We start from the raw sequence: 25,748 nt of genomic DNA, 5'->3' as shown, positions 1-25,748 counted from the left end.
GCGTCCAGCCCGTAGCGGGCGGCGCGCCACTTGTTCTCCTGCACGTGCCACGGGGCCATGGTGGGGGCGGTGCCGCCGGGCGGACCACCGAACGGGGCGGAATGGTGATGGCATTGGAGCTCATGGTCGGGTCTAACGGTGGGCGATGCCGTGGTGACCCCCCAAAGCGGCAAAGCCACTGTAGGCCCGCCCCGCCGGCCAAGCCGGGGCTTCGGCGAGGTCTCGTGACGCCGGATGACGCCATCGGTGCTGCACCGGATGGGAGGCGCCCGGTTGTGACCTGACATGACGGTTCGTGCCGTCTTAATGGCCACCCGGGGATGTCCGCGACCACACTCGACCTGCCGATCTCGCCGCGAGATGCCAGCTCCCGACGAATCCTGGTTCGGTGAAGGACTCTTTGCGAAGGACGTTCCATGACTACTCAACCCAGTCCCGCACCGTCTGGGGTATCCCGCCCGGGGCGGTCGGTCGCGTTCTTTGTGCTCGCGGCCGGATTCGTCGCGGCGCTGTTGCCGGTCTTCCACTGGTCCCTGGGCGCCGCGGCGACCGCGATGACCTACCTGATCGGCACGGCCGCGCTCATCACCGTGGGCATCATCGCCGTCTACCTCAGCGGGCGCACCGCCGAGGGGACCGTTGAAGCGGAAGGGGCCGGCCAGTGAACATGCTCATCGGTTACGGGGCCATCGCGCTGTTTTTGGCAGTGGTCGTGGTCGTGCTGGAACGCACCCGCGTCCGCTCGTCCGGTTTCAGCGACTACACCACCGGGGGCCGCTCGTTCGGCCCGTGGTTCCAGACGATGTCCTTCCTCAACACCTGGCTGGCCGGGTCCGTGTTTATCTCCTTCGCCGGGATGGTCGCCGGTGGCGGCATCATCGGTTACTACCTGGTGTTCTACTCACTGCTGGCCCTGGCGTTGATGTTCTTTATGGCCAAGCCCGTCCACGTCTGGGGCAAGCGGTTCGACCTGCGGACCCAGGCCGAACTGCTCGGCTTCCGCTACAACTCCCGCGCCGTGCGCCGCACCGCCGGGCTGATCGCCCTGGTGGCCGCGTTCCCGTGGATCGTGCTGGGCATGCAGTCATTGGGCCTGGTGTTCGTGCACTTGGGTTTCGGGGCGACCCCGGCCGTCGTGGCGATCATCCTGAGCATCCTGGTGCTGTCCTTCCGTCAGATCTGGACGGTGCGGATGGGCATGCGTGGGGTCGTCATCTCGGACATGGTCCAGGGCATCGTGGCCTACGGGGTTGGACTGGTGGTCATTGTCGGCCTGCTGGTGTACCTGCTGGTCCATGGCTATGGGTTCGACGCCGTGCCGGAGGGTTACTACCTGCTGCCGGGCCCGGGCAGCGAGGCCGGCCCGCTGTACTTCTTCTCGCTGGTGTTCGTGGGTGCGATCGGGGGTTGGTGCTGGCCGGACGTGTTCGTGCGCCTGTTCACCGCGCGCAGCACCGCGGCCATCCAGAAATCCACGGTGTTGTCCGCGCCGATCCTGATGGCGTTCTCCACGGGCCTGTGCACCGTGGCGCTGCTGGCCGCGTCCTTCCCCGGCGTGGCCGAGGACCCGAACTCGGTGTGGTTCACCGTCGCGGCCGTCGGCGGTCCGGTGCTGGTGGCTCTGGCCGGGGTGATCGTGCTGGCCGCGACCATGGGAAATATCGATGCGCTCATCCAGGCCTCCAGCGCCCAGCTCTCCAATGACTTCACCCGCACGGTGCCGGACGCGCAGAGCCAGGGCGAGACCCGGATGGCAAAGATCGGCACCGTCATCATCACCGTGGCCGCAGCCGTCTGCGCGCTGATCTGGCTCGAGGCCCCGGCCCTATACATGCTGGCCATCGTCTCCTACGCCGGGATCGTGCAGTTGGGCCCGACCCTGTACTTCGGGTTGTTCTGGAAGCGCGGCAACGCCGTGGCCGCCGTGGCCTCGATGCTGGCCGGCATCGGCACGGCCGGGGTACTGCAGGTCATCTACCCGACCTCCGTGCCCTGGCTCGGTGGGGTGACCTCCGGCGTCGCCGGGCTGCTGGTCAACACCGCGGTGTACATCGCGTGCGCCTACCTGGTTCCGACCGGCACCGAGGAACGACGCCGGGTCGACGCGTTGTTCGCGCCGCTGGCCACCGCCGCCCACCGGCAGGCTCAGGATGTCGAACCAGTGCCCGGCCAGGAACTGGATCCCGTGCGTTCCTAACCTCTGGCTCATTGCGGCTCCCAACAAGACCGCATACGCCCCCGGCGCCTTGTGGGCCAAGATGTTCGGCGTCGACCGGCCGAACGAACGCCACCCCGCTACACGCTATCGCGGAGCGTTTGCCGAACCCGTGGAGGACCTCGCCAAGTTGAGTCCCGCATAGTGGTGTAACGCCCGGTGGTCGGGCACGTCGTCTCAGAGGTGGACGCGGCCACCGTGTGATCCTTCGAGTGAACCTCTCACAGCACCCTCGAGTGGACACCGACACCGCCCTCACCCTCGGCCTCAGCGCCTGACCCCGTGAAGGATCAGACCACTACACCACCACAAGGGGCTTGACCCCGGGATCGAACAGGTTCACTTGGATGTCTCTGTGATCTCGCGTTTTCAATTTCGGCACGAGCATTGACCCTTGATGTTGTGGTGGCTGATGGGGCTTGCATTTCTATAGCAGTGGTCTTTGCCCGTGACTTCGACCAGCCGGGAGCAATCGAGATGATCGCGGCATGACGGCGATCCGTCTTAAACGCCAATGGAGGAGGGGCATACTGGTCAGCCGGCTGAGCCTGTTCGGGTCTTGGCTAGGTTAAAGTTCCTGGCGCAGCGACGTGCTTGCGCTCGAAGACGGCCCGGCGTCCCAACTGGTCCATCTCAGGCAAGCAGGTGCTTGGTGAAGGCCAGGTGCGTGATGGACTCCGGGTCGGCGTCCAGGTCGAAGCCGGCTTGGTATCCGGTGGCCAGGTACAAGTGTTTTGCCTCGGGCTGTCGGGGGCCGGTGGTCAGGTATAGCCTCCGGTAGCCGTTGCGGATCGCCTCTGCTTCCAGGTGGGTGAGGACGAATCGGGCCAGGCCCCGCCGGCGATGCTCCTGGTGGGTCCAGATTCGCTTCAGCTCCGCGGTGTGCCGGTCATATTGTCGGTAGGCCCCACCGGCCACTGACTGCCCGCGCTCCTGGACGATGAGCAGCGCGCCGTGCGGGGCTGCGAACTCCTCGGCTGGGTAGCGGCGCATTTCCTCGCTGGCCCCGCCGTACATCGAACCGTAGCGGGTGTCGTACTCGATCGTCAGTCCCTCGATCAGCGGGGTGACGCGCGGGTCGTCCATGGGCAACCGCAGAACGATCCACTCCGCGACGTCGGCGGGGCCGATGCGCGCGGCCGCGGTCGGGTGGCCCGGGGAGACGGGCACCACGTCTGGTGGCGGACCGGGGGACAACGAGGTCGCCGGCTGGGGCGAGACCGGGGCGGTGGGGTGGTTCATGGCATCATCCGACACTGCTGTGGGCCATGGCGATGCGGGCGATCATCTCATCCTCGGGAAGGTCCGGCACCTCGAGGGCATCTTCGGTCGAAGGCCGTTCCGGTTCCCCGGCCAGGGCGGTCAGGATGGTGCGGGCCAGGGCGTCCGTGTCCCGGAAGGGTGCGGCGTTGCTCCGCGGCCGGGCGAAGGCGCCTTGCCCCCAGCCGGTGGTGCCGGCGCCGACCGCGAACAACCGGTCGGCCGGCACCTGGCCGGAGGTCACGACCCGTTGGTCTGGGTCGACCAGCATCTTGCCGGAGCCTGCCGGGTCCTCGACCGCGATCCCGTCGGCCTTGAGCTGCCGGAGCAGGGGTTCAGTGGCCGTGGTCAGGGTCGCTGCCGGCAGCCGCGCCTCGACGAGCGCACGAGCACTGATCCTGACGGGGGACTGGGAGGAGGCAGCGGTGAAGACCCCGCGCTGCTCGTCGGTGCCCACTTCCAGGCCCGGCCCGAGGAACCGCACCAGGCCGGTCTCGTGCAGGGCGAGCAGTTCGCGCAGGCGGTGGGCCGGTGGCCCGGAGTCCACGAAGCTGAAGAAGCCGTGCCACCATCCGGAGACGATGCTGCGTGATTCCGGGGTCAAGGCCCCCAGCGGCAGCACTCGGCCGAGTTCCATGTAGACGCCGAGCACGCCGAGGAACAGTCCCAGGGTCTCTGAGTTCTGGCCACTGTCGCGCAGGTCCAGGTCCCGGGAGATGTATCCGGTGATGGCGCGCTGGACCTCGTCCATCCCGGAGAACTGCCGGTCGTGGAACGGCCGGTTCACGTCCTCGAATTCCAGGCGGTCCGCATGGTCTGGGACGGCGCCGGCGACCAGGGCGCGGCGGGAATCGGAGTACCAGTCCGTGGCCGCGAACCGTTCGGAGAAATCCGTCCACGGGAGGCGGACGCGCTCCGGGTGGCCGGTGACCAGTTCACGGTAGTAGGCGTAGGCCATGTCCTTGGCCATGAGCGGCCAGAGGTGTGTGGCGAAGTCGAGCAGACCGTGCTCGTCGCGCAGGGCGTCCACCGCTGCCCGGGTCAGGAACCGCGGCGGTTCTGCGGGCAGACCCTTCAGTCCGCCGCGGATCTTGGAGTGGTAGGGCACGCCGCGGCGGGAGCCCACCCAGAGCCGCGGTTCAAGGCCCGAGGGTCGGTACAGCAACCGGCCGTCGGGCCGTTCGTGGAAGGATCCTCCGCGGCCTTCCATGACCAGCACCATCAGGTCGATGAACGCCAAGCCCATACCGGCGACGATGACATCCTCTCCCGGTTGCAGCACCGCCAGGTCGACGTCGTTGGTGTAGGCCGGCGGGACATGGACCACGCCGTGGGCGGCGTGCGCTGCAGCGAAGCAGGCGAAGCGCGCGGACTCCTCCGGCGGGGTGGACTCGGTGTGCCCGACGGCCACGACGACGGCATCGGCGCCCAGTTCGGTACCTCCGGCCAACTGGACCCGCCAGCGGTCGGTGCCCTCGCGGTGGATGCCGACCGCGGTGTCCTGGTGCACCGTGAGGCAGAGGTGATCGCCGAGGCGGGCGACCGTGCGCTGGAAGAACCATTCCAGGTACACGCTGTGGAGCCGGCGCGTCGGGAAGTCTTGCGGGCCCAGCTCCTGCAACTGGTGGCGCAGATCCTCGTCCAGGGGTGGAACGTCGGCCAACCGGCCGTCCAGCACGGCGTCGCGCCACTCGGTCAGGGACGGCCCGTCCTGCGCGGGGCCGGCGCACTCCACGGAGTCGTCCGTGAACAGGGTGACGTCCTGAGCCATGGAGTTCAGCTTGAGAAGCGGGCTCTGTTCGCGCCGCCAGATTCGCCCGGAACCGGGACTGAAGGGCTCGACCAGGTGGACGTGCACCGGCCCCGGGGCGAGCAGGGGCGCGTTGGCGGCCAGGCGTTCGAGCAGCATGGCGGCCCGCGGCCCACCACCGACCAGGACCAGGTCCCGGCCGGCGGTGCCGTATGCGGTGCCTGTCATATGTGCCATGCGGTGTCCTCCGTGATCGGTGCGGCGGCCCCCAGCGTAGAAACAGGCCGCCGGCTCGGCGAGGGCGACGGTTAAGACACGTCAAGCTGCGTCGCAATCCCGGCCCACGCGGCCGGAATGACACAGGGCGACACACAGCGCCGCGGATGCGTCGTCCGATGACCTCCGGTGACACCGGACGACGGCATCGGACGTGGATTGCGCCGCGCGTCGTCCCGGTGGATCCGCCCCGGTGCCGTTCATAGCGTGTCGGTCACACGCACCGTCGGTGGCCTTCCGACGGCCGTCAGACGCCGGAAGGGAGTCCAGCATGGCGACGACGCCGAACACCGAGGTACGGCCGGCGCCACCGGGCGCGGGGAGCAGCACCGGTCCCGCCGGCACGCCGTCGGCCGCCACACCCGGTGGCCTGGCCGACAGCGCAGCCCAGGACCATCCCGACGCCGAGCCGCGCCCCGGGGATGGGCGTCCCCCGGGCGCGGGGGCGAGGGAACCGGCGACGGACTATTCGGACTACCCGGTCCAGGCGGCCCGGCACCCGGGCCGCTGGGTCGGGACCGTGATCGTCGGACTGTTGGTGGCCGCCATCATGTGGTCGCTGTTCACCAACCCGCGCTGGGAGTGGGACGTGGTGGCCCAGTGGTTCACCGCCGAGTCGGTGATCCGCGGGCTGGGGGAGACGCTGAAGCTCACCGCGATCGCCGGCATCCTGGGCTTCGTCCTCGGGTTCCTACTCGCCTTGATGCGGTTGTCCTCCTCACCACTGTTGGCCTCGGTGTCCTGGACGTTCTCTTGGATCTTCCGCTCAACCCCGCTGCTGGTGCAGCTGCTGCTTTGGTACAACCTCGGCTACCTCTACGACAAGATCAGCCTCGGCATCCCGTTCACCGACGTCCGGTTCTTCGAGGCCAGCACCACCTCGCTGATCAGCCAGTTCGCGGCCGCCATCCTCGGCCTGACGCTGAACCAGGCCGCGTACTCGGCGGAGATCATTCGCGGTGGCATCCTGTCCGTGGACCAGGGCCAATTGGAGGCCGCGTCCGCGCTGGGCCTTCCCGCATGGCGGCGCAGCACCAGGATCGTGCTGCCCCAGGCGATGCGTTCGATCCTGCCGACGGCGTTCAACGAGATCATCGGCCTGGTGAAGGGCACTTCGGTGGTCTACGTCCTGGCCTACTCCGAGCTGTTCTACACCGTGCAGGTGATCTACAACCGCACCCAGCAGGTGCTGCCCCTGCTGCTGGTGGCGACCCTCTGGTACATCGTCATCACCTCGGTGTTGAGCGTGGCCCAGTACTACATCGAGCGGCACTACTCGAAGGGTGCCCTGCGCACCCTGCCCCTGACACCCCTGCAGAAGCTCCGGCGGTTCCTCGCCGTTCGTTCCGCGAACCTGTCCGTGACCAGAAAGGGCGACCGATGACCACCGCGTCGATTACTGAGCCCACCCGCGGCCTCATCCAGATCCGTGACGTGCACAAGTCCTTCGGTGCGAACGAGGTCCTGAGGGGCATCACCCTGACCGTGGAACCCGGTGAGGTGGTGGCCGTCCTCGGTCCGTCGGGCTCCGGGAAGTCCACCCTGCTGCGCACCATCAACCACCTGGAACGGGTCGACCGCGGCACCATTGCCGTAGACGGCGAGCTCATCGGCTACCGGCCCCGCAAGGGCAGGCTCCACGAGTTACGCGAGCATGAGGTGCTGGCCCAACGCACCCAGATCGGCATGGTCTTCCAGTCCTTCAACCTCTTCCCGCACTTGACCGCCCTGGAGAACGTCACCGAGGCGCCCATCCACGCCCAGCGCCGCGACAAGGCCTCGGTCCAGGACCGGGCCGTCGAGCTCCTGGCGCGTGTGGGGCTGGCGGACAAGATCCACGCCTACCCCCGCCAGCTCTCCGGCGGGCAGCAGCAGCGGGTCGCCATCGCCCGGGCGCTGGCCCTGGATCCGAAGATCGTGCTGTTCGACGAGCCAACCTCGGCCCTGGACCCCGAACTGGTCAACGAGGTGCTGGACGTCATCCGTGACCTGGCCGAGTCCGGGACGACCCTGGTGATCGTCACCCACGAGATGACCTTCGCCCGCGACGTGGCCGACCGCGTCGTGTTCATGGACCAGGGGGTCATCGTCGAGGAGGGAACCCCGGCCGAGATCTTCGGCGCACCCCGCCACGAACGGACTCGGGCCTTCCTCTCCAAGGTCCTCGAGCCGGCCTACGACATCTGAGCCACCGTCTCCACCCGCATCGACAGAACCAGGACTCCACCATGAACGTCACCGACCGCCGCATCGCGGCGACCCGCCCCGTCCCGCCCCGCCGCCCTTCGCCCCGCCTCGCGGTCATGGCGGCCGCCGCCGTCGGGTTGCTGGCTCTGGCCGGTTGCTCCGACCCGGTCACGGGACAGGCCGGCGCCGCGACGTCCGCGACCGAGGCCGAGGCCAGCCCCGGGGCGCTGACGGGGGCCAACGGCATCGTCTACGACGCCAGCCCTGAACAGCAGGGCCGCATCCGCGCCGAGGAGGACCCCGAGCTGGCCGCCCTCGTGCCGCAGGACATCGCCGCGGACGGCAAGCTCACGATCGGCTCCACCGGGGGTTCGGTCCCTTTGTCCTTCCACGCCACGGACGACCGGACCGTGGTCGGGACGGAGATCGACATCGCCCAGTTGGTGGCCGATAAGCTCGGGCTGGAATTGGAGCTGCAGACCACGTCGTGGGAGAACTGGCCCCTGAAGACCGAGGCGGGGGAGTACGAGGCGGTGTTCTCCAACGTCGGGATCAACGGCGAACGGGTGCAGAAGTTCGACTTCGCTCCCTACCGGGCGGCCTACATGGGCTTCGAGGCGAAGACGGAGTCCGACCTCGCGGTCGACGGGGCCGAAGACATCTCCGGCCTGAGGGTCGCCGTGGGTTCGGGCACCAACCAGGAGAAGATCCTGCTGGCCTGGAACGAGGAGCTCGAGGCGGAGGGCAAGACCCCGGCCGAGCTGCAGTACTACTCCTCGGAGGCGGACACCATCCTGGCCCTGTCCTCCGGGCGCATCGACCTGAACTTCGCCCCGTATCCGAGCACCGTCTACCGGGAGAACACCCGGGACGATCTGAAGGTTGTCGGCAAGGTCAACGCCGGCTGGCCCTCCGAGACCCTCGTCGCGGCCACGACCCTGCGCGGCAGCGGCCTGGCCGAACCGATCAGCGCGGCCATCGACTCCGCCATCGAGGACGGCAGCTACGCCGAGGTCCTGGACCGCTGGGGATTGGGCGAAGAGGCCGTGCCAGAGTCCGAGGTTGTCACCGCCGAGACCTTCCAGGCTTCCTGATGCGATTCCAGGTCCTGGACATCATCCCGCACCAGCGCAACCCCCTCACCGGACAGATGGTCTCCACCGCCGAACGGCTCGAGCAGGTCATCGAGACCGCCCTCCGGGCCGAGGCGCTAGGTTATGAAGCTTTCGCGGTGGGCGAGCGGCACGCGGGGGAGTTCATCTCTTCCTCCCCGACCACGGTGCTGGCGGCCATCGCGGCGGCGACCTCCAGCATCCGCCTGCAGTCGGGGGTGACCGTGCTGTCGGTGCTGGACCCGGTGCGGGTCGCCGAGGACTACGCCACCATCGACCAGCTCTCCCGGGGCCGGCTGGAGTTGACCATCGGCAAGGGCAACGAGGTGCTGCAGTACCCGCTGTTCGGCCTGGACCTGGACGACCAGTGGGACCTGTTGGCCGAGAAGTACGCGCTGCTGCGCCGGCTCTGGGATGAGGAGGACGTCACCTGGTCCGGCCGGTTCCGCGCCCCGCTGACCGAGCCCACCACGACGACGCCACGCCCCTTCGCGGGGACCCCGCGGGTCTGGCACGGTTCGGCGACGTCCCTGGCCTCGGCGGAGCTGGCCGGCCGGTGGGGGGACCCGTTGTTCACCGCGAACGCCATCCAGCCCCGGGAGAACTATCGGGTGCTGATCGAGCACTACGTGCGCAGCTACGACGAGGCCGGCCACGATCCGCGGCACCGGTACATCGGCTCCGGGTCCGGGGCAGGCGGGGTGTTCATCGCGGACACCACGTCCGAGGCCAAGCGCCGCTTCGGCCCGGTCTACGAGGCGCTGACGGCCAGCCGGGACGTGCCGGGCAACAACACGCCCTTCCGGGACATCGACCATGCCGTCTCGCACGGCCCGGCGCTGGTGGGCAGCCCCGAGGACGTGGCCCGGAAGATCCTGGACTACCACGTGGCGTACGGACACGACCTGCAGTCCATCTCCCTGCCGACGACGTTGCCCTTCGCCGATCAGCTGGAGGTCCTCGAGCGTTTCGCCACCGAGGTCATCCCGCTCGTGCGGGACGCGGCGCCCACCACCCTGTGGGGTCCGGAGGATCCCTACGGCGCCAGGACCGAGGGCGTGGCACCGACCAGCACGGCCCATCCCGGCCCATCGACCAGCACTGATCACCCGGTGGAACCCGTGCCCGCCGGATGGAGGACACCATGACCCGCAGCACCCGATTCACCAATAACACCCCACCCCGCGGTGGTCGCGGCATCCTGGCCCTGGAGGTCGACGGTGACGGCGCCCACCCGGCCGCGTGGCGCGTCACCGGCCGGGACCCCGCGGAGGTCCTGACCGGGCCGCGTACCGTGCGCGTGGTCCAGGACGCCGAGATCGCCGGCTTCCACGCCGTGACCTTCGACGACGGCCGGCTGGCTCCCACGCACGGCCCAGCCGCGCGTCTGGATGCGGTGCAGCGAGCGGCCCACGCCGCGCCGGCGACCCGGGCGATCGGCCTGGTCCCGGTCGTGGACGCCGTCTACACCGAACCGTTCCACGTGGCCACCCAACTGGCGTCCCTGGACTACGTCTCCTCAGGCCGGGCCGGGTGGATCGTATCCGCCCGCGGGTTGGCCAAGGAGGGGTCCGCCGTCGGGAGGGATGCGCTGCCAGAAGCGGAGTTGGGTGGTGAGGCGGCAGACGTCGTGGCCGCGAACCGCCGACTCTGGGACACGTGGGAGGACGACGCGGTCATCCGGGACCGGTGCACCGGGCGGTACATCGACCGGGACAAGGTCCACTACGCCGACGTGCAGGCAAAGCGGTTCTCGGTGAAGGGCCCGTCGATCATCCCGCGTCCACTGCAGGGCCAGCTGCCCGTATGGGCGCCGACACAGTTCCTGGACCGCTCCGGGGTCGGCGACGGCCTGCGCTTGGACGCCGTCCACGGGGCCGACGCCGTGCTGGTCTCCGCCGCCGACCCCGAGGCCCTGTTGTCCGCGGCGACCGCCCGGTCCGCTGGAGGCCTGGACGCAGACACGGTCGTGGCGGAACTGACGGTGGTGCTCGACGCGCGGGGGCAGAGCGGCGCGGCCCGTTGGGCCGAGCTCGAGGCGTGGGAGGCCGCCACCGGTGGCCCGGCACTGTTCGCTGGGACCGCTACGGAACTGACCGACTACCTCGCCGAACTGTTCACCGTAGCCGGCGGGGTGCGAATCCACCCGGCGGTCCTGGACGTCGATGCCGCCGAGCTGGGGCACCTGGTGCTTCCGGAACTGCGCCGGGCCGGGCTGCTGGCCCCCGTGGGGCCCGGCCGCACCTTCCGTCAGACCCTGGGCCTGGCCCGCCCGGCGAGCCGCTTTGCCACCGCCTGACGGGCCGAGCGCCCGACCGCCTGAACGGCCCGACGAGACCGGACGTCCGAGAAGACCAGGAGACCTTCAGATGTCAGACCACAATGCATCCACCACCCCCAGTCGGCCGAGGCACCAACTCCAGTTCGGTGTCTTCTTCCAGGGGGTGAACTCCTCCACTGTCTGGAACGTCCCCGAGGCCGGTTCGCAAACGGATTTCGAGTCCTTCCGGCGCTTGGCCCAGACCGCCGAGCAGGGCCTGTTCGCCGCCTTCTTCCTCGGGGAGGGACTGCGGCTGCGCGAACACCTGGGCCACCTGCACGACCTCGATGTGGTCGGCCGGCCCGACGCCCAGACCATGCTCGCGGCCCTGGCGCAGGTCACCACGAAGATTGGGCTGGTGGCCACGCAGAACACCACCTACAACGACCCGGCGGATTTGGCTCACCGGTTGCACTCCCTGGACCTCATTTCCGGGGGGAGGGCGGCCTGGAACATCGTCACCACGGACAACGCCTGGACCGGGGCAAACTTCCGCCGCGGTGGCTACCTGGACCACGCCGACCGGTACACCCACGCCGAGGCCTTCGTGCGCACCGCCAAGCGCATCTGGGCCTCCTGGGGCGCGAAGGCCATCGCTGCCGACGGCACGGCACCGCAGTGGCTGGACACGGACGGGATCGAACCGGTCCATCACGAGGGCCAGCACTACACGGTGGACTACACCTCCCGACTGCCGCGCAGCCCCCAGGGCCGGCCGGTGCTCTTCCAAGCGGGTGACTCACCCACCGGCCGGGACTTCGCCGCCCGCCAGGCCGATGTCATCTTCTCAGCCCACAACGCCCTCGACGATGCCCTGGCCTTCCGGAGGGACATCACCGAGCGCACCGTGAGGGCCGGGCGGCCGGCCGGCGCGGTGAAGATCATGCCCGGCACCGAGTTCGTACTCGCCCCGACCGTCCGGGAGGCGCAGGAGAAGCTGGAGTGGGTACGCAGTCATCAGGTCGGCCCGCAGCAGGCGATCGCCTACCTCGAGCAGTTCTGGGGCCGGCCCCTGGACGGGGTCGATCCCGAGGGCCCGTTGCCGGAGATTGCCCCGGCCGTGGATGAGACCGACGTGACCCGGGGCAGCGGATTTCAGGGCGCGAAGGCCGCAGAGCTGACCGGCGCGTGGCGGCGTGAGGCCGCGGAGAAGGGCCAGAACATCCTGCAGTTCGTCCGTGAACGTTCCTCCCGGGGTGCCGCCCGGACGTTCTCCGGCTCTTACGCCGAGGTGGCCGACCGGTTGGCCGAGTACGCCCGGCTCGGTGCCGTGGACGGGTTCAACATCACCCCGTGGCTGATCCCCTCCGGGCTCGACGACATCGTCAACCACCTTGTCCCCGCACTGCAGGACCGAGGTGTGTACCCGACCGAGTACGCCGGGGACACCCTGCGCGAGCACCTGGGCCTGGACTGGCCCGAGGGCGAGGGCTCTGACGCAGGAGCTGCGGACGGCACGGGCGACTCGTGCGCCGCCATCGGGACCCGCGCAGCCCACCGAGACCACGACACCGGCCGGCCGGCCTTGCCGGCCACCACCTGAGAGGACCCCCAGCATGACCACCACCCTCCGCACCGTCCCGCGGCCCCGGAACCGCCACCGGAGTCTCACCGCGCTCACCGCCACCGGGCTGGCCGCACTGCTCGGGTTGACCGCCTGCTCCGATCCCGGTAGCAGCGCCGCCACCGGTGCCGCCGAGGTCGATATCGGCAGCGGCACCACGGTGGACCTGTCCCCGGACCGCGAACGCCCCGGGGCCACGGCGTCCGAGGAGGCGGCTGCCTTGGTCCCGGAAGCGGTGTCCGCCGATGGCAGGCTCACCGTCGCCACCGTCCCCTACTCGGCTCCGCTCTCGGTCTACGCCACGGACAATGCGACGCCCGTCGGCAGCGATCCGGACATCGCCTCCGCCCTCGCCGACTCCCTCGGCTTGGAGCTGGAGCTAGTCCCCGTCGCCTGGGAGGACTGGCCCCTGGGCCTGGAGTCCGGCAAGTACGAGGCCGTCATCTCCAACGTCACGGTGACGGACGAGCGCAAGCAGAAGTACGACATGGCCAGTTACCGCGAGGACAAGCTCGGGTTCTACGTAACCTCGGACTCGGACATCCAACAGATCACCGAGGCGAAGGACGTGGCGGGTCTGAGGGTCATCGTGGGGTCCGGCACCAACCAGGAGAAAGTTCTGATGGCGTGGGATCGGCAGAACCGAAAGGCCGGACTGGATCCGGTGGACCTGCAGTACTACGAGGACGACTCCGCCGCCGGCCTCGCGCTGCAGGCCGGCCGGGCCGACGCCACCTTCGGTCCCAACTCGACCGGTGCCTACAAGGCCGCCCAGACGGGACAGACCCGGCTGGTCGGACTGGTGGCCGGCGGCTGGCCCGACACTGCGCACATCTCGGTGGCCGTGCAGAAGGGCACGGGGCTGGGTGAGGCCGCCCAGTCAGGACTGGACCACTTGATTGAAACCGGAGTGTACGGGCAGATCCTCCAGCAGTGGGGTCTGGCCGAGGAGGGAATCGACGCCTCCGCGCTGAACCCACCCGGACTGAAGGACTGAGCGGCCGGTGGGCGGACCGGCCGACACCTCCCGGCCCCGTCACAACCTGTCACAAACCCGGTCCCGACGCCGGCCGCAGCGGCCGACGCGACCGTCCGGCCCGAAGATGTCCCGACGTGCGGTTTTGTGACGCACCTGCCCGCCCGCCGCTGGACTCCCACCGGGTCCATCGAGTGGGATTGGCCCACCACACCATCCAGAGCGGCCGAGAGATCTGGCTCGACGACGCCGCAGCAACCAGCCAACCGACCCGGGACACCGGGACCGGCCGGCACGGTGCTACCGCCAGGATCGATGGAGGATCAAATGAATCATCACGCCACGGAACAGATCCACGCCGGCTACGAGCCCGAGGCCCCCTACTGGCCGGTGGCCGTGCCCATCCACCAGACGGCGGCCTACCGCTTCCCGGACCACGCCACGGCCGCCTCGATGTTCCGGCTGGAGACCCCGGGCTTCACCTACAGCCGCACGGGCAACCCGACCGTGGCCGTGTTCGAGAACCGGCTGGCGGCCCTGGAGGGCGGGATCGGGGCCATCGGCACCGCGACCGGCCAGGCCGCCGTCGCCCTGTCCCTGCTGACCCTGCTCCACGCCGGCAAGCACCTGGTCGCCTCCAGTCAGCTCTACGGCGGGACGGTGGACCTGCTGACGGACACCTTCGCCGACTTCGGCATTGAGGTCACGTTCGCCGACCCCGCGGACCCGGTGGCGTGGGCCGCGGCGATCCGGCCGGACACCCGCGCGTTCTTCCTCGAGGCCATCACCAACCCGCTGGCCACCCTGCCGGACCTGCCGGCGCTGGCGGACATCGCCCACGGCGCCGGCGTGCCGGTGATCGTGGACAGCACGCTGGCCACGCCGGCCCTGTACCGGCCACTGGAGCACGGCGCTGACGTGGTGGTGCACTCGGCCACGAAGTTCCTCGGCGGGCACGGCACGGTGCTCGGTGGGGCGATCGTGGACGGGGGGACCTTCGACTACGGCGCGGCCCCGGAACGGTGGCCACAACTGGCCCGGCCCAAGGCTCGCTACGGCGGGCAGACGCTCGTCGACCGGCACGGCCGCGGCGCGTACCTCGCGCTGGCCCGCAGCAAGTTCCTGCACGACCTCGGCCCGACCCTCGCCCCGGCCAGCGCCGCGCAGTTCATCCAGGGCCTGGAGACCCTCGAGGTCCGCATCGCCCGGCACGGGACCACCGCCCTCACGGTGGCCGAGCACCTGGCCGGGCACCCCGCCGTCGGGCGCGTCCACCACCCGGGGATCCCCGGGCACCCCAGTGCCGCCCTCGCCGCGCGGGACTTCCCGCACGGCACCGGCTCGGTGTTCTCCTTCGACCTGGCGGCCGGACCGGAGGCCGTGGGCCCGTTCATCGACGCGCTGGAGCTGTTCCAGCTCGTGGCCAACGTGGGCGACGTGCGCTCGTTGGTCTGTCATCCCGCCACCATGACCCACTGTCGCCTCGCCCCGGACCGCCGCGAGGCCGCGGGGATCGGCGAGACCACGATCCGGCTGTCCATCGGACTGGAGTGTCCGCAGGACCTGGTCGCGGACCTCGACCGCGCGCTGGCCACCGTGCCGGTCTCGGTACCGGCCACCGTGCCGACCTCCGCCCTGGCCGGGGAGGTGCGCTGAGATGACCCTCCTGAACGACGCCGCGCTGGCCACCGCGCAGGACACCCGCCGGGGCTTCAACACGACGGCGGTGCACGCCGGCCAGGAGCCGGACCCGCTGACCGGGGCGGTCGTGCCGCCGATCTACCAGACCAGCACCTTCGTCCAGGACGGCATCAACCTGCTGCGCGGCGGCCACGAGTACAGCCGCGGGTCCAACCCCACGCGCAACGGCTTCGAGACCCAACTGGCCGCCCTGGAGCACGGGAGCCGGGCGTTCGCGTTCGCCTCCGGGCTCGCCGCCGAGGACGCCCTGTTGCGCTCGGTGCTGCGCCCCGGGGACCACATCGTGCTCGGCGGAGACGGCTACGGCGGGACGAACCGGCTCATCAACGGCGTCCTCGCGCCGTGGGGCGTTGAGAACACCCCGGTGGACATCACCGATCCCATGGCGGTCGCGGCGGCGGTCCGCCCCGGCACCACGGCCGTGCTGTGGGTGGAGACCCCGTCGAACCCGCTGCTGGGCATCGCGGACCTGGCCGCCTGGGCGGAGATCGCCCACCGGGCCGGGGCGCTGCTGGTGGTGGACAACACCTTCGCCTCCCCGTACCTGCAGCGGCCCCTGGACCTCGGTGCGGACGCGGTGGTGCACTCCACGACCAAGTACATCGGCGGGCACTCGGACGTGTTGGGCGGGGCCGTGGTGGTGGCCGACCGGGAGTACCGGGGGCGGGACCTGGCCGAGGCGGTCGGCTACCAGCAGTTCGCCGCCGGCGCGGTGGCCGGGCCGCAGGACAGCTACCTCGCCGCGCGCGGGCTGAAGACCCTGGGGCTGCGCATGGACCGGCACGGCGCGAACGCCGCGGAACTGGCCGGCTGGCTGCAGGACCAACCGGGGATCGCGCAGGTCTACTACCCGGGACTGCCGGAGCACCCCGGGCACGAGCTGGCGTCCCGGCAGATGGACGGCTACGGCGGGATCGTGTCCGTCCGGCTGACCGGGGGAGAGCCCGCCGCGCGGGCCTTCGCCCAGTCCACCGAGCTGTTCGCGCTCTCGGTCAGCCTCGGCGGGGTCGAGTCCCTGATCTGCTACTGCTCCGAGATGACCCACGCCTCCGTGCGCGGCACCGCCCTGGAGGTCCCGGCCGACCTAGTCCGGCTGTCCGTGGGCGTCGAGGACGTCACCGACCTGCGGGCCGACCTCGAGGCGGCCCTGGACTGCGTTCGAAGTCTCGGATGGATCGACGCGGTGTCAGCGTCGCGGCGCCGACCGGCGCGGGGAGCCGGAGCCACCGGAGCCCGCAACGACGTCCTCCGGCCAGCCCGGGGGTGTCGGAAGCATGACTGAGACGGGTCTCGGGAGAGCAGTGCACGAGCAGCAGCGACGGGCGGTCGGGACCGGGACGGACGGGGGCAGCCGGCTCGCGGACGATCGGGGGGAATCGATGGATCGGATCACCAGGACGAACGAGTTCACCTTCGGGATCAGCACCACCCGCTTCGATGAGGACTACTCCCCGTCATCCAGTTCCCGCGGCACCACGAACTTCGCGAACCTGGCCCGCGGCGCCGACCGTCAGCAGAACCTGCGCGACACCCTGGCGATGATCGAGAATCGCTTCAACGACCTGGCGCACTGGGACAACCCGGGCCGTGACCGCTATGCCGTGGAGATCGACATCGTCTCCGTCGACCTGCTCTTCACCGCGTACGGCGAGGACGCGGCGTTCCCCCTGGTCGAGATGCTCGACGTGGGGATCCGGGACACGCTGGCCAACGTACGTCTCGACGGAATCGTGGGGAACAACTTCTCGTCCTACCTCCGTGACTACGACTTCAGCGTGGTGTTGCCGGAACACCAGGCGAGGGCGCCGCGGTCCAGCATCCCCAGCGACTTCGGCGCACTGCACGGGAAACTCTTCCAGCACTTCGTGGACTCCGATGCCTATCGGAAGCGGTTCCCCCAGCCTCCTGTGATCTGCATCAGTGTCTCGAGTTCCAAGACCTACCGCCGGCTCGAGAATCGGCATCCGATACTCGGGGTCGAGTATCGGCAGGACGAGTCCTCCCTGACCGATCGATACTTCGAGAGGATGGGGCTGCGCGTCCGCTACTTCATGCCCCCCGGCTCGGTCGCGCCCCTGGCGTTCTACTTCCGGGACGATCTCCTCAACGATTATTCCAGCCTGGCGCTCATCGGCCTCATCAGCACGATGGAGGCGTTCCAGAAGATCTATCGCCCGGAGATCTACAACGCCAACGCGGCGGCCGGCCGGGTCTACCGGCCGAGCCTGGACCATCGCGACTATTCGATGACGCGTGTCACCTACGACCGCGAGGAGCGCAGCCACCTGGCCCTCGCGCAGGGGAAGTTTACGGAGGAGCACTTCGTGAAGCCACACCAGGGCCTCCTTGAGCGATGGGCCGCGACACATGCATCCTGACCGCACGAAACAAGGAGAACCACCGATGAACACCCTGTTGCCCACCACCATCGTCGGCAGCCTGCCCAAGCCCTCCTGGCTCGCGGAGGCCAAGACGCTGTGGTCGCCGTGGAAGCTGGACGGCGAGGAACTGCGGGAGGGCCAGCGGGATGCGCTGGCCCTGGCCGTGGACGAGCAGCGCCAGGCGGGTATCGACATCGTCAGCGACGGGGAGCAGACCCGTCAGCACTTCGTCACCACGTTCATCGAACACCTCAGCGGCGTCGACTTCGAGCGGCGTGAAACGGTGCGGATCCGCGACCGCTACGACGCGAGCGTGCCGACGGTCGTCGGCGCGGTGGGCCGTGAGCGCTCGGTCTTCGTCGACGACGCGAAGGCCCTGCGTGCCCGAACCAGCCAGCCCATCAAGTGGACGCTGCCCGGCCCCATGACCATGATCGACACCCTCTCCGACAAGCACTACGGCAGCCGCGAGAAGCTCGCCTGGGAGTTCGCAACGATCCTCAACCAGGAGGCCCACGAGCTGGAGGCGGCAGGCGTGGACATCATCCAATTCGACGAGCCCGCCTTCAACGTGTTCTTCGACGACCTGAAGGACTGGGGCGTGGCCGCCCTCGAGCGCGCGGCCGAGGGGCTGCGCAGCCAGACGGTCGTGCACATCTGCTACGGCTACGGCATCCAGGCCAATACCGAGTGGAAGGCCACGCTGGGAGCGGAATGGCGCCAGTACGAGACGTCGTTCCCGCTGCTCCAGCAGTCCTCGATCGACATGATCTCGCTGGAGCGCCACAACTCCCGCGTCCCGGTCGAGCTCATCGAACTGCTCCGGGGCAAGAAGGTGATGGTCGGGGCCATCGACGTCGCCAGCGACGCGATCGAGACTCCCGAGGAGGTGGCCGCCACCCTCCGGGACGTGCTCCGGTTCGTCGATGCAGACAAGCTGTACCCGAGCACGAACTGCGGTATGGCGCCACTGGCCCGGAGCGTTGCGCGAGACAAGATGAGGGCCCTGGCTGCAGGGGCGCAGATCATCCGGGCGGGACTCCCCGGCGCGATCCCCTGACTCCCGCGCGCACCCCTTAGCCGACGGGTCTCCCATCCTGCCTGCCTGGAGCGCGACGGTCAGCATGATCGATTGCTCACAGGGCTAGATTACGTTCGAGAAAGTGATCGCAACTCGTGGGTAACTTGGCGTCACCCTGGGACGCATCAGTCATCTTGGGTGGTGTATTCACCCTCGTCGGCGTGGCCTGTGTCCGCTCATGAACGCTGGGGTTTATGCCGGCGCTCACCGTCGTGTTGTATGGTCTCCGACCCATCCGTCTCATGATCAGGAGCGCCCCATGATCCGCACCCGCACCCTCTCTCTGTCCGCTATTGCACTGGCTAGTGTCCTGGCTCTGTCGGCATGCGGCGGTGGTGGCGGGGATCAGGCTGAAGCCGAACTGGGCACCGAGGCGAACCCGGTCCAGCTCGGCGTCGTGGGCGCATCCGAGCCGTACTGGAGCACCTACGAGGAGGCCGTGGAGGCGGAGGGCATTCAGTTGGAGATCGTGGACTTCACCGAGTACACCCAGCCGAACCCGGCCTTGAGCGAGGGCGAGCTGGACATCAACCAGTTCCAGCACATCCAGTACCTGGCCGACTACAACGTCTCCTCTGGGGATGACATTCAGCCGATTGGCGCCACGGCGATCTACCCGCTGGGCTTCTACTCGGAGAAGTATGAGTCCGTGGATCAGATCCCGGAGGGTGAAGAGGTCGTGGTGCCCAACGACACCGTCAATCAGGCCCGCGGACTGCTGGTGCTGCAGTCGGCCGGGCTCATCAGCCTGCAGGATGGTGGCAACGCCTCTTCGACCCTGGAGGACGTCATCAAGGACAAGTCCAAGGTGACCGTCAAGGCCCTGGATGCGGCCGTCACTGTGACCTCCCTGCCCGACGTGGCCGGGGCCATCGTGAACAACGACTTCATCAACGACGCGGGCCTGAAGCCAGAGGACGCCCTGGCCCAAGACGACCCCAACGATCCCTCCGCTTTGCCCTACGTCAACATCTTCGCGGCCCAGGCCAAGGACGTGGACAATGAGGTACTGCAGAAGCTGGTGGAGATCTACCAGACCAACCAGGACGTCCTGGATGGTGCCCAGGAGTCCGCCGGCGGCACCGCCGTGTTCTTGAAGACTCCGGCTGAGGAACTCCAGTCCTCGCTCGAGGAGACGGAGACGGCCCTCCGCGACGCCCAGTAAGGACACACCCTCTCAACCCGACGCCGGCCGGCGCCTTCCCCGGGGAAGGTGCCGGCCGGCGTCGGGTGCCCTCGGAAGGACGGCCCGTCACCCGTGCTACACATCATCCTGAAGGACGTCACCAAGGAGTATCCGCCCGCTAAACGTGGCGGGAACCCCGTCATCGCCGTGGACAGCGTCTCCCTCGAGATCGAGCAAGGCGACGTGTATGGCATCATCGGCTACTCCGGCGCCGGCAAATCAACTCTGGTACGTCTGATCAACGCATTGGAGCCAGCGTCGAGCGGCAGCATCGAGATCGACGGCGTGGACATCACCTCTCTCTCGGCCGGCAAGCAGCGCCAGATGCGCACTGGCATCGGGATGATCTTCCAGCGCTTCAACCTCCTGGGTTCCCGATCGGTCCGCCGCAATGTGGAGTATCCCCTGGAGGTGGCCGGATGGAAGGGCAAGGATCGCAAGGACCGGGCCTTGGAGCTGTTGGAGTTTGTGGGCCTAGCGGACAAGGCGGACAACTTCCCCGAGCAGCTCTCGGGCGGCCAGCAGCAACGGGTGGGCATCGCCCGCGCCCTGGCGGCCAATCCCGCCATCCTGTTGGCCGATGAGGCCACCTCGGCCCTGGACCCGGAAACCACGGACGAGGTCCTCGACCTGCTGGGTAAGGTCAACCGAGAACTCGGTGTGACCATCGTGGTGATCACCCATGAGATGGACGTGATCGCGCGCATCGCCACCAAGGTGGCGGTCATGGAGCGCGGTCGCGTGGTCGAGTCTGGCGAGACCTACAACGTCTTCACCAATCCCCAGACACCTACGGCCAGGCGATTCGTGCGCACGGTGGTGCGGAACCTGCCCACCGGCGACGAGCTGGCCGAACTGCGGGCCCAGCACCAGGGACGATTCTTCACTATCTCCTTCACCGACGAGGGCGCGACCGAAGCGAGGGTATTCGCGGCGCTGGCGCGGGCAGGCGTGGACTTCAATCTGGTCCACGGTGGCGTGGACTCCATCCAGGGCAGGGTCTACGGCCTGTTGACGATCGCCGTGCGTGGTGACGCCTCCAGGGTGCGTGAGGCCCTATCCACGGTCGGGTCCCTGGTCAAGGTCGAGGAGGTTTCCCCGTGAACGACATTACGACGCAGATTGCGGAGTTGATGCCCACCCTGTTGGAGCAGACCGGCATCATGATGTGGATTGTCGCGCTGGCGCTGTTCTTTGGCGGAATCGCAGGACTCATCCTGGGGCTGCTGCTGTACGTGACGCGCAAGGGAGGGATCCTGCAGCAGCCGGTGGTCTTCTGGGTGATCTCGATCCTGGTGAACACTTTCCGGCCGGTGCCCTTCATCATCTTCATCGCCGCCGTACAGCCGCTAGCCCGCGTAGTGGTCGGCACCGGAATCGGTTCAGACGCCGTGGTCTTCGGCATTTCCATCGCGGCGAGCTTCTTCATCGCCCGACTGGTGGAGCAGAACCTGATGGCCGTTGACCCTGGGGTGATCGAAGCGGCCCGCGCCATGGGCGCCGGCCCCTGGCGCATCATCCGCACGGTCATCCTGCCCGAGGCCCTCGGGCCCCTGTTGCTGGGTTACACGTTCGCGATCATCGCCTTAGTGGATATGTCCGCCGTGGCCGGCATCATCGGCGGCGAAGGACTGGGCAACTACGCCGTCGCCTACGGCTACCGCCAATTCGACCCAGTGGTCACGTGGGCGGCCCTATTCATCATCGTGATCGTGGTCCAGGTGATCCAAGCCCTGGGCAACCTGCTGGCGCGGAGGGTGCTGAGGCGTTAGGGATCAGCTTCACATCACGGTTCGCCTGCATTGCTGCAACGCTGGAATTGCGGCAGCGCTAGATTCGATGGCGCAACAACGGTGAGCACTGAATCGATGATCGGGCCGGTGTATTGCCAATCGCATGATCGGCTAGGCATCATCTGCCGGTTCCGCGTCAAGGGCATCGGGCAAAAGCGACCCGAGTATTTTGAGTCGGCCTTTGGTCGCGGGTTAAGCCCGCCCAGGAGCGCGACACGGCCGGCACAGCACGCGTCAGCTCCTGCTCAGACGTTCGCATTAGGTGCGCGTCCACGGTGTTATCCGTTTCCTCAGGATGTGCGAAGGGCGCACATGGTTAAACTTCTACTGGCACCCCTGCGTATCGGGTGAGGGCGTAAACCTGACCTGGGTCTTGTTGCCTAGGACGTGAGTGGGTCGCTCGTGTCCGATCATGTCCGGCGGTGACTTATGCTCCCGGGAGGGCACGAGCAGAGGAGCCAGGCCATGGACGATCGGCGGTCCCCGCCGCGGCGCTATGAAGTGTTGGCGTTGGCTGTGTTGGTGGTTTCTGTCCTTGTCGGTTTCCTGGTGGTCGGTGCGGTGCTGAGACCTGAACAGTCGTTCTGGGAGCATCTGCGCCCCGGCGTGGTGATTGCCGTGGGCATGTTGATTGCCTATCCGTTTCTGAAGAAGGCACGGCAGAAGCAGTAGAAGCCGTGTGGTGATAGCAGGGGGCTGCCGGGGATTCGCGCTTAGCGTTGTCGGCCGGCGTAGCGGGCCCAGGGCTCGGCGGCGTGGGCGGCGTGTTTGAACGCGACCTGGTGGCTGTAGCCCAGGGCGTCGGCGGCCACCGGGGGAGGGACTTCGGTGACGAGGTCGGCTAGGGCGCGGTTGCGGGCGCCGAGCAGGTTCACCCCGAGGGCCCGGAGCCGGTTGCGGAGGGTGTTCGGGTGCAGGTGGGTGCCGGCGCGGGTGCCCGGGAACAGCCAGGGACTGTCGGGGCCGGTGGCGGTGTTCAGGTTCGGTCGGGTGGTCAGGTGCTGGTCCAGCAACTCGGCGAACGGGGCAGGCACGGGGGTGGGGTGTTTGCCCAGGGTCAGGTGGAGGTGGTCCTCGGTGGTGGTGATGTCGCCGGTGCGTAGCCCGGTGATCCGGATCAGGGGCTGGGCGTAGAGCAGCAGCAGGGTGCCGGCGGTGCGGTAGGGCAGGGACTCGCTGGTGCCGGTGAGCAGCTCGTTGAGCCAGGCCAGGCGTTGGTCCTGGGTCAGGGCCGGGCTGGTGCGCGCGGCGCGGTGTCCGAGACTGAGGTTGGTGTTCAGGTGGGTGCTGTGGGCGAAGACGATGAAGGTGCGGATGGCGTGTCGGGTGGTCGGCCCGCTGGCGAGGTAGGCGTCGAGGTCTTGCTGGGTGCAGCTGGCCGCGGTGCGCTGGTGGGTGGCATCGAGCCAGGTGAGGAACTTGATGGTCTCGGTGATCTCCTGCTTGGCCGAGTGCACCGGTCCCTGGGTGGGTTCGGCGGCGTCGGCCTTGGCCCGGATGCGCTTGAGATGGTGCCAGGCGGCGAACTGCTCCACCACTGCGGCGATGTGCCGCGGTAGTGGGTCGATCCTGACCTGAATCCAGGTCTGGAACAGTGCGAGGTAGTGGTCCCGTGGCGGCAGTAGTCCGTGGTGGACCAGCAGGGCGCGTAGGTGCTCGATGTGGCGGCCGGTGCCGTGGGCGTCCAGTGCCTCGTGGCTCAGGGGTGTCTGTCCGCTGGCCAGGTGCTGCAGCAGGGCGTTCACCTTGGTGGAGCGTTTCCAGGTCAGGATGCTCTCGGGGCGCCTGGCGGCGCAGAGGGCGTCGATGAGCCGGCGGATCGGCTCGGGGTCGGGGGAGCCGGGGAGGAGTTCGTCGGTGAGGTCCTCGCGCAGGGCGCAGCGGGCGCAGATGCCGCGGCGGTAGAACTCGCCCTCGTGCCCGCAGCGGGCGCAGGCGAAGTCCTGGGCGATCCCCGCGCAGGGTGCGCAACGCGGCTGGCCGGCGTTGTTGGGTGGTCCGGGCAGCAGGCGGTGCTGTCCGCAACCGGGGCAGGTGCCGTGGGTGCGGGTGGCCTGGTGGTAGCAGATCCCACAGATCGGTCCCTCGGGCCATGTGGTGCGGGCCCGGCCGACCGCGCGGTGGCAGCGGGAGCAGATCACCGTCCCGGTGGTGCGGGGCCGGCCGCGGGTGGTGGAGCGGGGCGTGAGCCCGGCCGGGGCCTCACTGTCCATCGTCGATGATCCGGGCCCGGCGGGGCCTCACCGCGCGGTTCAGGTCGACCACGTTCACGCCGGGGGAGGTGCCGGTCTTCCGGGGTCGGGCGTCGGTGGCGGTGACGGTGATCAGGTCATCGGGCCCGCAGCCGAAGATGTCGCAGATCGCCGAGACCAGGTGCAGCGAGACCCGTTCGGGGCGCTGGTTCACCAGCCGGTAGACCTGAGGCCGGGAGAGGGCGATGCCGCGGTCGGCCAGCAGGGGGATCAGCTCGGTGGTGTTGTGCAGTCCGCGCCCGGCCATCAGTTCGGCCAGGCGCCAGGTGTAATCGACCGCGCGTCTCATTCGGTTCCTTCCCGGGTTCCGGCGGCCTGGGCCAGGGTGCGGTCCAGGGCGGCCTTCAGGGTGGCATTGCGGTAATCGGAGCTGACGAACTGGTAGATCCCGGTGGTCGAGGGGTGCTCGTGGCCCATCTGGTGCTGGACGAACATCGGGTCCCAGCCGTCCTCGAGCAGGTGCGTGGCGTAGGACCGGCGCAGCGAGTGCAGATCCAGGCCCTCGGGCAACTCCAGTTCCGCGCAATAGCGGCGCAGCCGCCGCAGCAGCGTGGATTCATGGACCAGACCACCGCGTTCACTGGGGAACAGCTCCAGGGTGCCCGGGCTCCCGCGGCCGTTGGCCAGCCAGGCCTGGAGGATCTCCGGGGTCCAGGCGAAGACGGTCAGCACGCTGCGCGGCTTGGGCGGGGAGCCGCGGCGGGCCTTGCCGTAGCGGACCTTGCACATCCCGAAGGTACCGAAGCGGCGCGCGTGCGGGTTCGTGGCGAAGTCCACCGTCTGCAGGTGGCGCAGCTCGTTGAATCGCAGCCCGTAGGAGTAGGCGACCTTGAGCATCACCGAGTCCCGGTAGGCCGGGGCCCAGCCCTTGCGGCCCGAGGCGGCGATGCGCTGCACCTCGTCGTCGGCGTGGTCGAACAGTCGCTGCAACTCCCGGCGGGTGAACGGGCGCTTGGCCGGCCGGGCCTCGTACTCCTGAGCATGCGCGGCGGTGTTCCAGTCGAAGAACACCTGGGCCGGATGGATGCCGAACAGCTGCTCACAGACCCGGTCCCAACCGTAGTCCGGGCAGCAGATGTACGAGGTGAAATGTCGCAGCGCCGACTGCTGGCCGCGCACCGTGGCGTGGCTGAGCCGTCGCACCGAGCGCAGATCGGCGAAGTACTCCTCGACCATCCCCGGCGTCCAGTGCCAGGGGAACTCGTTGACGTGATCCAGGAACCGACGCACATACCGGATCCGCTGATCGATCGTGGCGAACTGCAGGTTCCGGCACAGCTGCTGATTGCGCCATCCCTCGAGCATTTCCTCGACCATCTGCTGCTCCGGATGCAGCAGGGCCGCCGCGGCCACCAGATGCACCCGACCCGCCTTATCGACCGCCACGGAGCCTCCGACCGCCGTCTCAACAGATGAATGGATCCTTCATCGGATGCATCAACAGCGCAATGGCCCAGGTCCCGCGGGTGAGGCAAATATCCTGCTCCAGAACCGCACGGGCCGATCGTCGCCTCCAGCACGACGATCCGCGGGCCTAAACCTCTTGTCAGTGACCTGTTTCGCAGGCCTAGCGGGAGAGGGGTGCATCGCAAGAGAATGATGCATCAGATGAGATACGCAGAGTGCCACTTGACGTAACAATGGTTATCGGCGCCCAATCTGATGCGGCTGCAAGAGAGCGGCACTTGGTTGCT

At 68.6% G+C, this 25,748-nt stretch carries 22 protein-coding genes and 1 riboswitch; of the genes, 17 read left to right on the top strand and 5 right to left on the bottom strand.

From position 1 onward, the window contains the following. The first annotated feature begins 416 nt into the window (after positions 1–416). Positions 417–665, top strand: a complete 249-nt coding sequence (locus tag PLJ28_RS11920) for a hypothetical protein (RefSeq protein ID WP_298044858.1) — start codon at positions 417–419, stop codon at positions 663–665. Positions 666–667: 2 nt separating this feature from the next. After that, on the top strand, positions 668–2,197 hold the full coding sequence (locus PLJ28_RS11915) for a sodium:solute symporter family protein (RefSeq protein WP_298044952.1): 1,530 nt from the start codon (positions 668–670) through the stop codon (positions 2,195–2,197). A 651-nt stretch (positions 2,198–2,848) separates the two neighbouring features. Here the strand turns inward: PLJ28_RS11915 and PLJ28_RS11910 are convergent. Together PLJ28_RS11910 and PLJ28_RS11905 are read right to left on the bottom strand one after the other, a co-directional pair. Next, positions 2,849–3,301, bottom strand: coding sequence for a GNAT family N-acetyltransferase (locus PLJ28_RS11910; protein WP_298044954.1), 453 nt, complete (start codon positions 3,299–3,301; stop codon positions 2,849–2,851). Between the two features lie 160 nt (positions 3,302–3,461). Then, positions 3,462–5,462 (bottom strand): FAD/NAD(P)-binding protein, encoded by a 2,001-nt coding sequence (locus PLJ28_RS11905; protein ID WP_298044860.1) that lies wholly within the window; start codon positions 5,460–5,462, stop codon positions 3,462–3,464. Between the two features lie 310 nt (positions 5,463–5,772). Between PLJ28_RS11905 and PLJ28_RS11900 the strand changes: the two genes are divergently transcribed. The 15 genes from PLJ28_RS11900 to PLJ28_RS11830 all read left to right on the top strand — a co-directional run bounded on the left by PLJ28_RS11900 (position 5,773) and on the right by PLJ28_RS11830 (position 22,474). Further along, a complete protein-coding gene (locus tag PLJ28_RS11900) occupies positions 5,773–6,885 on the top strand; it encodes an amino acid ABC transporter permease (RefSeq protein ID WP_298044861.1) in 1,113 nt (370 codons plus the stop codon). Then, positions 6,882–7,688, top strand: coding sequence for an amino acid ABC transporter ATP-binding protein (locus tag PLJ28_RS11895; protein WP_298044863.1), 807 nt, complete (start codon positions 6,882–6,884; stop codon positions 7,686–7,688). Before PLJ28_RS11900 ends, PLJ28_RS11895 begins: the two co-directional genes overlap by 4 nt. A gap of 41 nt (positions 7,689–7,729) precedes the next feature. Beyond that, positions 7,730–8,782, top strand: a complete 1,053-nt coding sequence (locus PLJ28_RS11890; protein ID WP_502877087.1) for an ABC transporter substrate-binding protein — start codon at positions 7,730–7,732, stop codon at positions 8,780–8,782. Then, the gene (locus PLJ28_RS11885; RefSeq protein WP_298044864.1) at positions 8,782–9,948 is read left to right on the top strand and encodes an LLM class flavin-dependent oxidoreductase; all 1,167 of its coding nucleotides are present in this window, start codon (positions 8,782–8,784) and stop codon (positions 9,946–9,948) included. The genes PLJ28_RS11890 and PLJ28_RS11885 overlap by 1 nt, the downstream gene beginning before the upstream one ends. Beyond that, positions 9,945–11,099, top strand: coding sequence for an LLM class flavin-dependent oxidoreductase (locus PLJ28_RS11880; RefSeq protein WP_298044866.1), 1,155 nt, complete (start codon positions 9,945–9,947; stop codon positions 11,097–11,099). Before PLJ28_RS11885 ends, PLJ28_RS11880 begins: the two co-directional genes overlap by 4 nt. A 70-nt stretch (positions 11,100–11,169) precedes the next feature. Beyond that, the gene (locus tag PLJ28_RS11875) at positions 11,170–12,663 is read left to right on the top strand and encodes an NtaA/DmoA family FMN-dependent monooxygenase (RefSeq protein WP_298044868.1); all 1,494 of its coding nucleotides are present in this window, start codon (positions 11,170–11,172) and stop codon (positions 12,661–12,663) included. A 13-nt stretch (positions 12,664–12,676) separates the two neighbouring features. Further along, complete coding sequence (locus PLJ28_RS11870; protein ID WP_298044869.1) at positions 12,677–13,681, top strand: ABC transporter substrate-binding protein; 1,005 nt, start codon at positions 12,677–12,679, stop codon at positions 13,679–13,681. Between the two features lie 189 nt (positions 13,682–13,870). Next, positions 13,871–13,982, top strand: a riboswitch (SAM riboswitch). 5 nt (positions 13,983–13,987) lie between these two features. Continuing rightward, positions 13,988–15,316, top strand: a complete 1,329-nt coding sequence (locus PLJ28_RS11865) for an O-acetylhomoserine aminocarboxypropyltransferase/cysteine synthase family protein (RefSeq protein WP_298044870.1) — start codon at positions 13,988–13,990, stop codon at positions 15,314–15,316. A gap of 1 nt (position 15,317) precedes the next feature. Beyond that, on the top strand, positions 15,318–16,643 hold the full coding sequence (locus tag PLJ28_RS11860) for a cystathionine gamma-synthase (RefSeq protein ID WP_298044872.1): 1,326 nt from the start codon (positions 15,318–15,320) through the stop codon (positions 16,641–16,643). Positions 16,644–16,740: 97 nt separating this feature from the next. Then, entirely contained in the window at positions 16,741–17,739 is a 999-nt protein-coding gene (locus PLJ28_RS11855; RefSeq protein ID WP_298044957.1) for a putative oxygenase MesX, read from the top strand. A 25-nt stretch (positions 17,740–17,764) separates the two neighbouring features. Beyond that, the gene (locus tag PLJ28_RS11850) at positions 17,765–18,802 is read left to right on the top strand and encodes a methionine synthase (RefSeq protein WP_298044874.1); all 1,038 of its coding nucleotides are present in this window, start codon (positions 17,765–17,767) and stop codon (positions 18,800–18,802) included. 418 nt (positions 18,803–19,220) lie between these two features. After that, positions 19,221–19,988 (top strand): MetQ/NlpA family ABC transporter substrate-binding protein, encoded by a 768-nt coding sequence (locus PLJ28_RS11845; protein ID WP_324590168.1) that lies wholly within the window; start codon positions 19,221–19,223, stop codon positions 19,986–19,988. A gap of 93 nt (positions 19,989–20,081) precedes the next feature. Further along, positions 20,082–21,113, top strand: a complete 1,032-nt coding sequence (locus PLJ28_RS11840) for a methionine ABC transporter ATP-binding protein (RefSeq protein ID WP_298044878.1) — start codon at positions 20,082–20,084, stop codon at positions 21,111–21,113. A gap of 29 nt (positions 21,114–21,142) precedes the next feature. Then, positions 21,143–21,781, top strand: a complete 639-nt coding sequence (locus PLJ28_RS11835) for a methionine ABC transporter permease (protein ID WP_298044959.1) — start codon at positions 21,143–21,145, stop codon at positions 21,779–21,781. A gap of 486 nt (positions 21,782–22,267) precedes the next feature. Further along, the gene (locus PLJ28_RS11830; protein WP_298044879.1) at positions 22,268–22,474 is read left to right on the top strand and encodes a hypothetical protein; all 207 of its coding nucleotides are present in this window, start codon (positions 22,268–22,270) and stop codon (positions 22,472–22,474) included. Positions 22,475–22,515: 41 nt separating this feature from the next. Here the strand turns inward: PLJ28_RS11830 and PLJ28_RS11825 are convergent, their stop codons facing one another. Genes PLJ28_RS11825 through PLJ28_RS11815 form a run of 3 tightly spaced genes read right to left on the bottom strand, consistent with a single transcriptional unit; the run spans position 22,516 to position 25,416 of the window. After that, entirely contained in the window at positions 22,516–24,015 is a 1,500-nt protein-coding gene (locus tag PLJ28_RS11825; protein WP_298044881.1) for a site-specific integrase, read from the bottom strand. After that, positions 24,005–24,343 (bottom strand): helix-turn-helix domain-containing protein, encoded by a 339-nt coding sequence (locus tag PLJ28_RS11820; RefSeq protein WP_298044883.1) that lies wholly within the window; start codon positions 24,341–24,343, stop codon positions 24,005–24,007. The genes PLJ28_RS11825 and PLJ28_RS11820 overlap by 11 nt, the downstream gene beginning before the upstream one ends. Then, positions 24,340–25,416, bottom strand: coding sequence for a tyrosine-type recombinase/integrase (locus PLJ28_RS11815; protein ID WP_298044885.1), 1,077 nt, complete (start codon positions 25,414–25,416; stop codon positions 24,340–24,342). The genes PLJ28_RS11820 and PLJ28_RS11815 overlap by 4 nt, the downstream gene beginning before the upstream one ends. Between the last annotated feature and the right edge of the window lie 332 nt (positions 25,417–25,748).

The organism is Citricoccus sp., assembly GCF_035445025.1.
Classification (GTDB): Bacteria; Actinomycetota; Actinomycetes; order Actinomycetales; family Micrococcaceae; genus Citricoccus.
Note: the sequence above shows the minus strand (reverse complement) of the source record. Positions and strands in the feature narration are given on the sequence as shown.

Excerpts from the sequence above, each read along its gene's own strand:
- PLJ28_RS11920 (WP_298044858.1), top strand. The coding sequence starts at position 417 with ATGACTACTCAACCCAGTCCCGCACCGTCTGGGGTATCCCGCCCGGGG.
- PLJ28_RS11915 (WP_298044952.1), top strand. The coding sequence starts at position 668 with ATGCTCATCGGTTACGGGGCCATCGCGCTGTTTTTGGCAGTGGTCGTG.
- PLJ28_RS11910 (WP_298044954.1), bottom strand. The coding sequence starts at position 3,301 with ATGGACGACCCGCGCGTCACCCCGCTGATCGAGGGACTGACGATCGAG.
- PLJ28_RS11905 (WP_298044860.1), bottom strand. The coding sequence starts at position 5,462 with ATGGCACATATGACAGGCACCGCATACGGCACCGCCGGCCGGGACCTG.
- PLJ28_RS11900 (WP_298044861.1), top strand. The coding sequence starts at position 5,773 with ATGGCGACGACGCCGAACACCGAGGTACGGCCGGCGCCACCGGGCGCG.
- PLJ28_RS11895 (WP_298044863.1), top strand. The coding sequence starts at position 6,882 with ATGACCACCGCGTCGATTACTGAGCCCACCCGCGGCCTCATCCAGATC.
- PLJ28_RS11890 (WP_502877087.1), top strand. The coding sequence starts at position 7,730 with ATGAACGTCACCGACCGCCGCATCGCGGCGACCCGCCCCGTCCCGCCC.
- PLJ28_RS11885 (WP_298044864.1), top strand. The coding sequence starts at position 8,782 with ATGCGATTCCAGGTCCTGGACATCATCCCGCACCAGCGCAACCCCCTC.
- PLJ28_RS11880 (WP_298044866.1), top strand. The coding sequence starts at position 9,945 with ATGACCCGCAGCACCCGATTCACCAATAACACCCCACCCCGCGGTGGT.
- PLJ28_RS11875 (WP_298044868.1), top strand. The coding sequence starts at position 11,170 with ATGTCAGACCACAATGCATCCACCACCCCCAGTCGGCCGAGGCACCAA.
- PLJ28_RS11870 (WP_298044869.1), top strand. The coding sequence starts at position 12,677 with ATGACCACCACCCTCCGCACCGTCCCGCGGCCCCGGAACCGCCACCGG.
- PLJ28_RS11865 (WP_298044870.1), top strand. The coding sequence starts at position 13,988 with ATGAATCATCACGCCACGGAACAGATCCACGCCGGCTACGAGCCCGAG.
- PLJ28_RS11860 (WP_298044872.1), top strand. The coding sequence starts at position 15,318 with ATGACCCTCCTGAACGACGCCGCGCTGGCCACCGCGCAGGACACCCGC.
- PLJ28_RS11855 (WP_298044957.1), top strand. The coding sequence starts at position 16,741 with ATGGATCGGATCACCAGGACGAACGAGTTCACCTTCGGGATCAGCACC.
- PLJ28_RS11850 (WP_298044874.1), top strand. The coding sequence starts at position 17,765 with ATGAACACCCTGTTGCCCACCACCATCGTCGGCAGCCTGCCCAAGCCC.
- PLJ28_RS11835 (WP_298044959.1), top strand. The coding sequence starts at position 21,143 with ATGCCCACCCTGTTGGAGCAGACCGGCATCATGATGTGGATTGTCGCG.
- PLJ28_RS11830 (WP_298044879.1), top strand. The coding sequence starts at position 22,268 with ATGGACGATCGGCGGTCCCCGCCGCGGCGCTATGAAGTGTTGGCGTTG.
- PLJ28_RS11825 (WP_298044881.1), bottom strand. The coding sequence starts at position 24,015 with ATGGACAGTGAGGCCCCGGCCGGGCTCACGCCCCGCTCCACCACCCGC.
- PLJ28_RS11820 (WP_298044883.1), bottom strand. The coding sequence starts at position 24,343 with ATGAGACGCGCGGTCGATTACACCTGGCGCCTGGCCGAACTGATGGCC.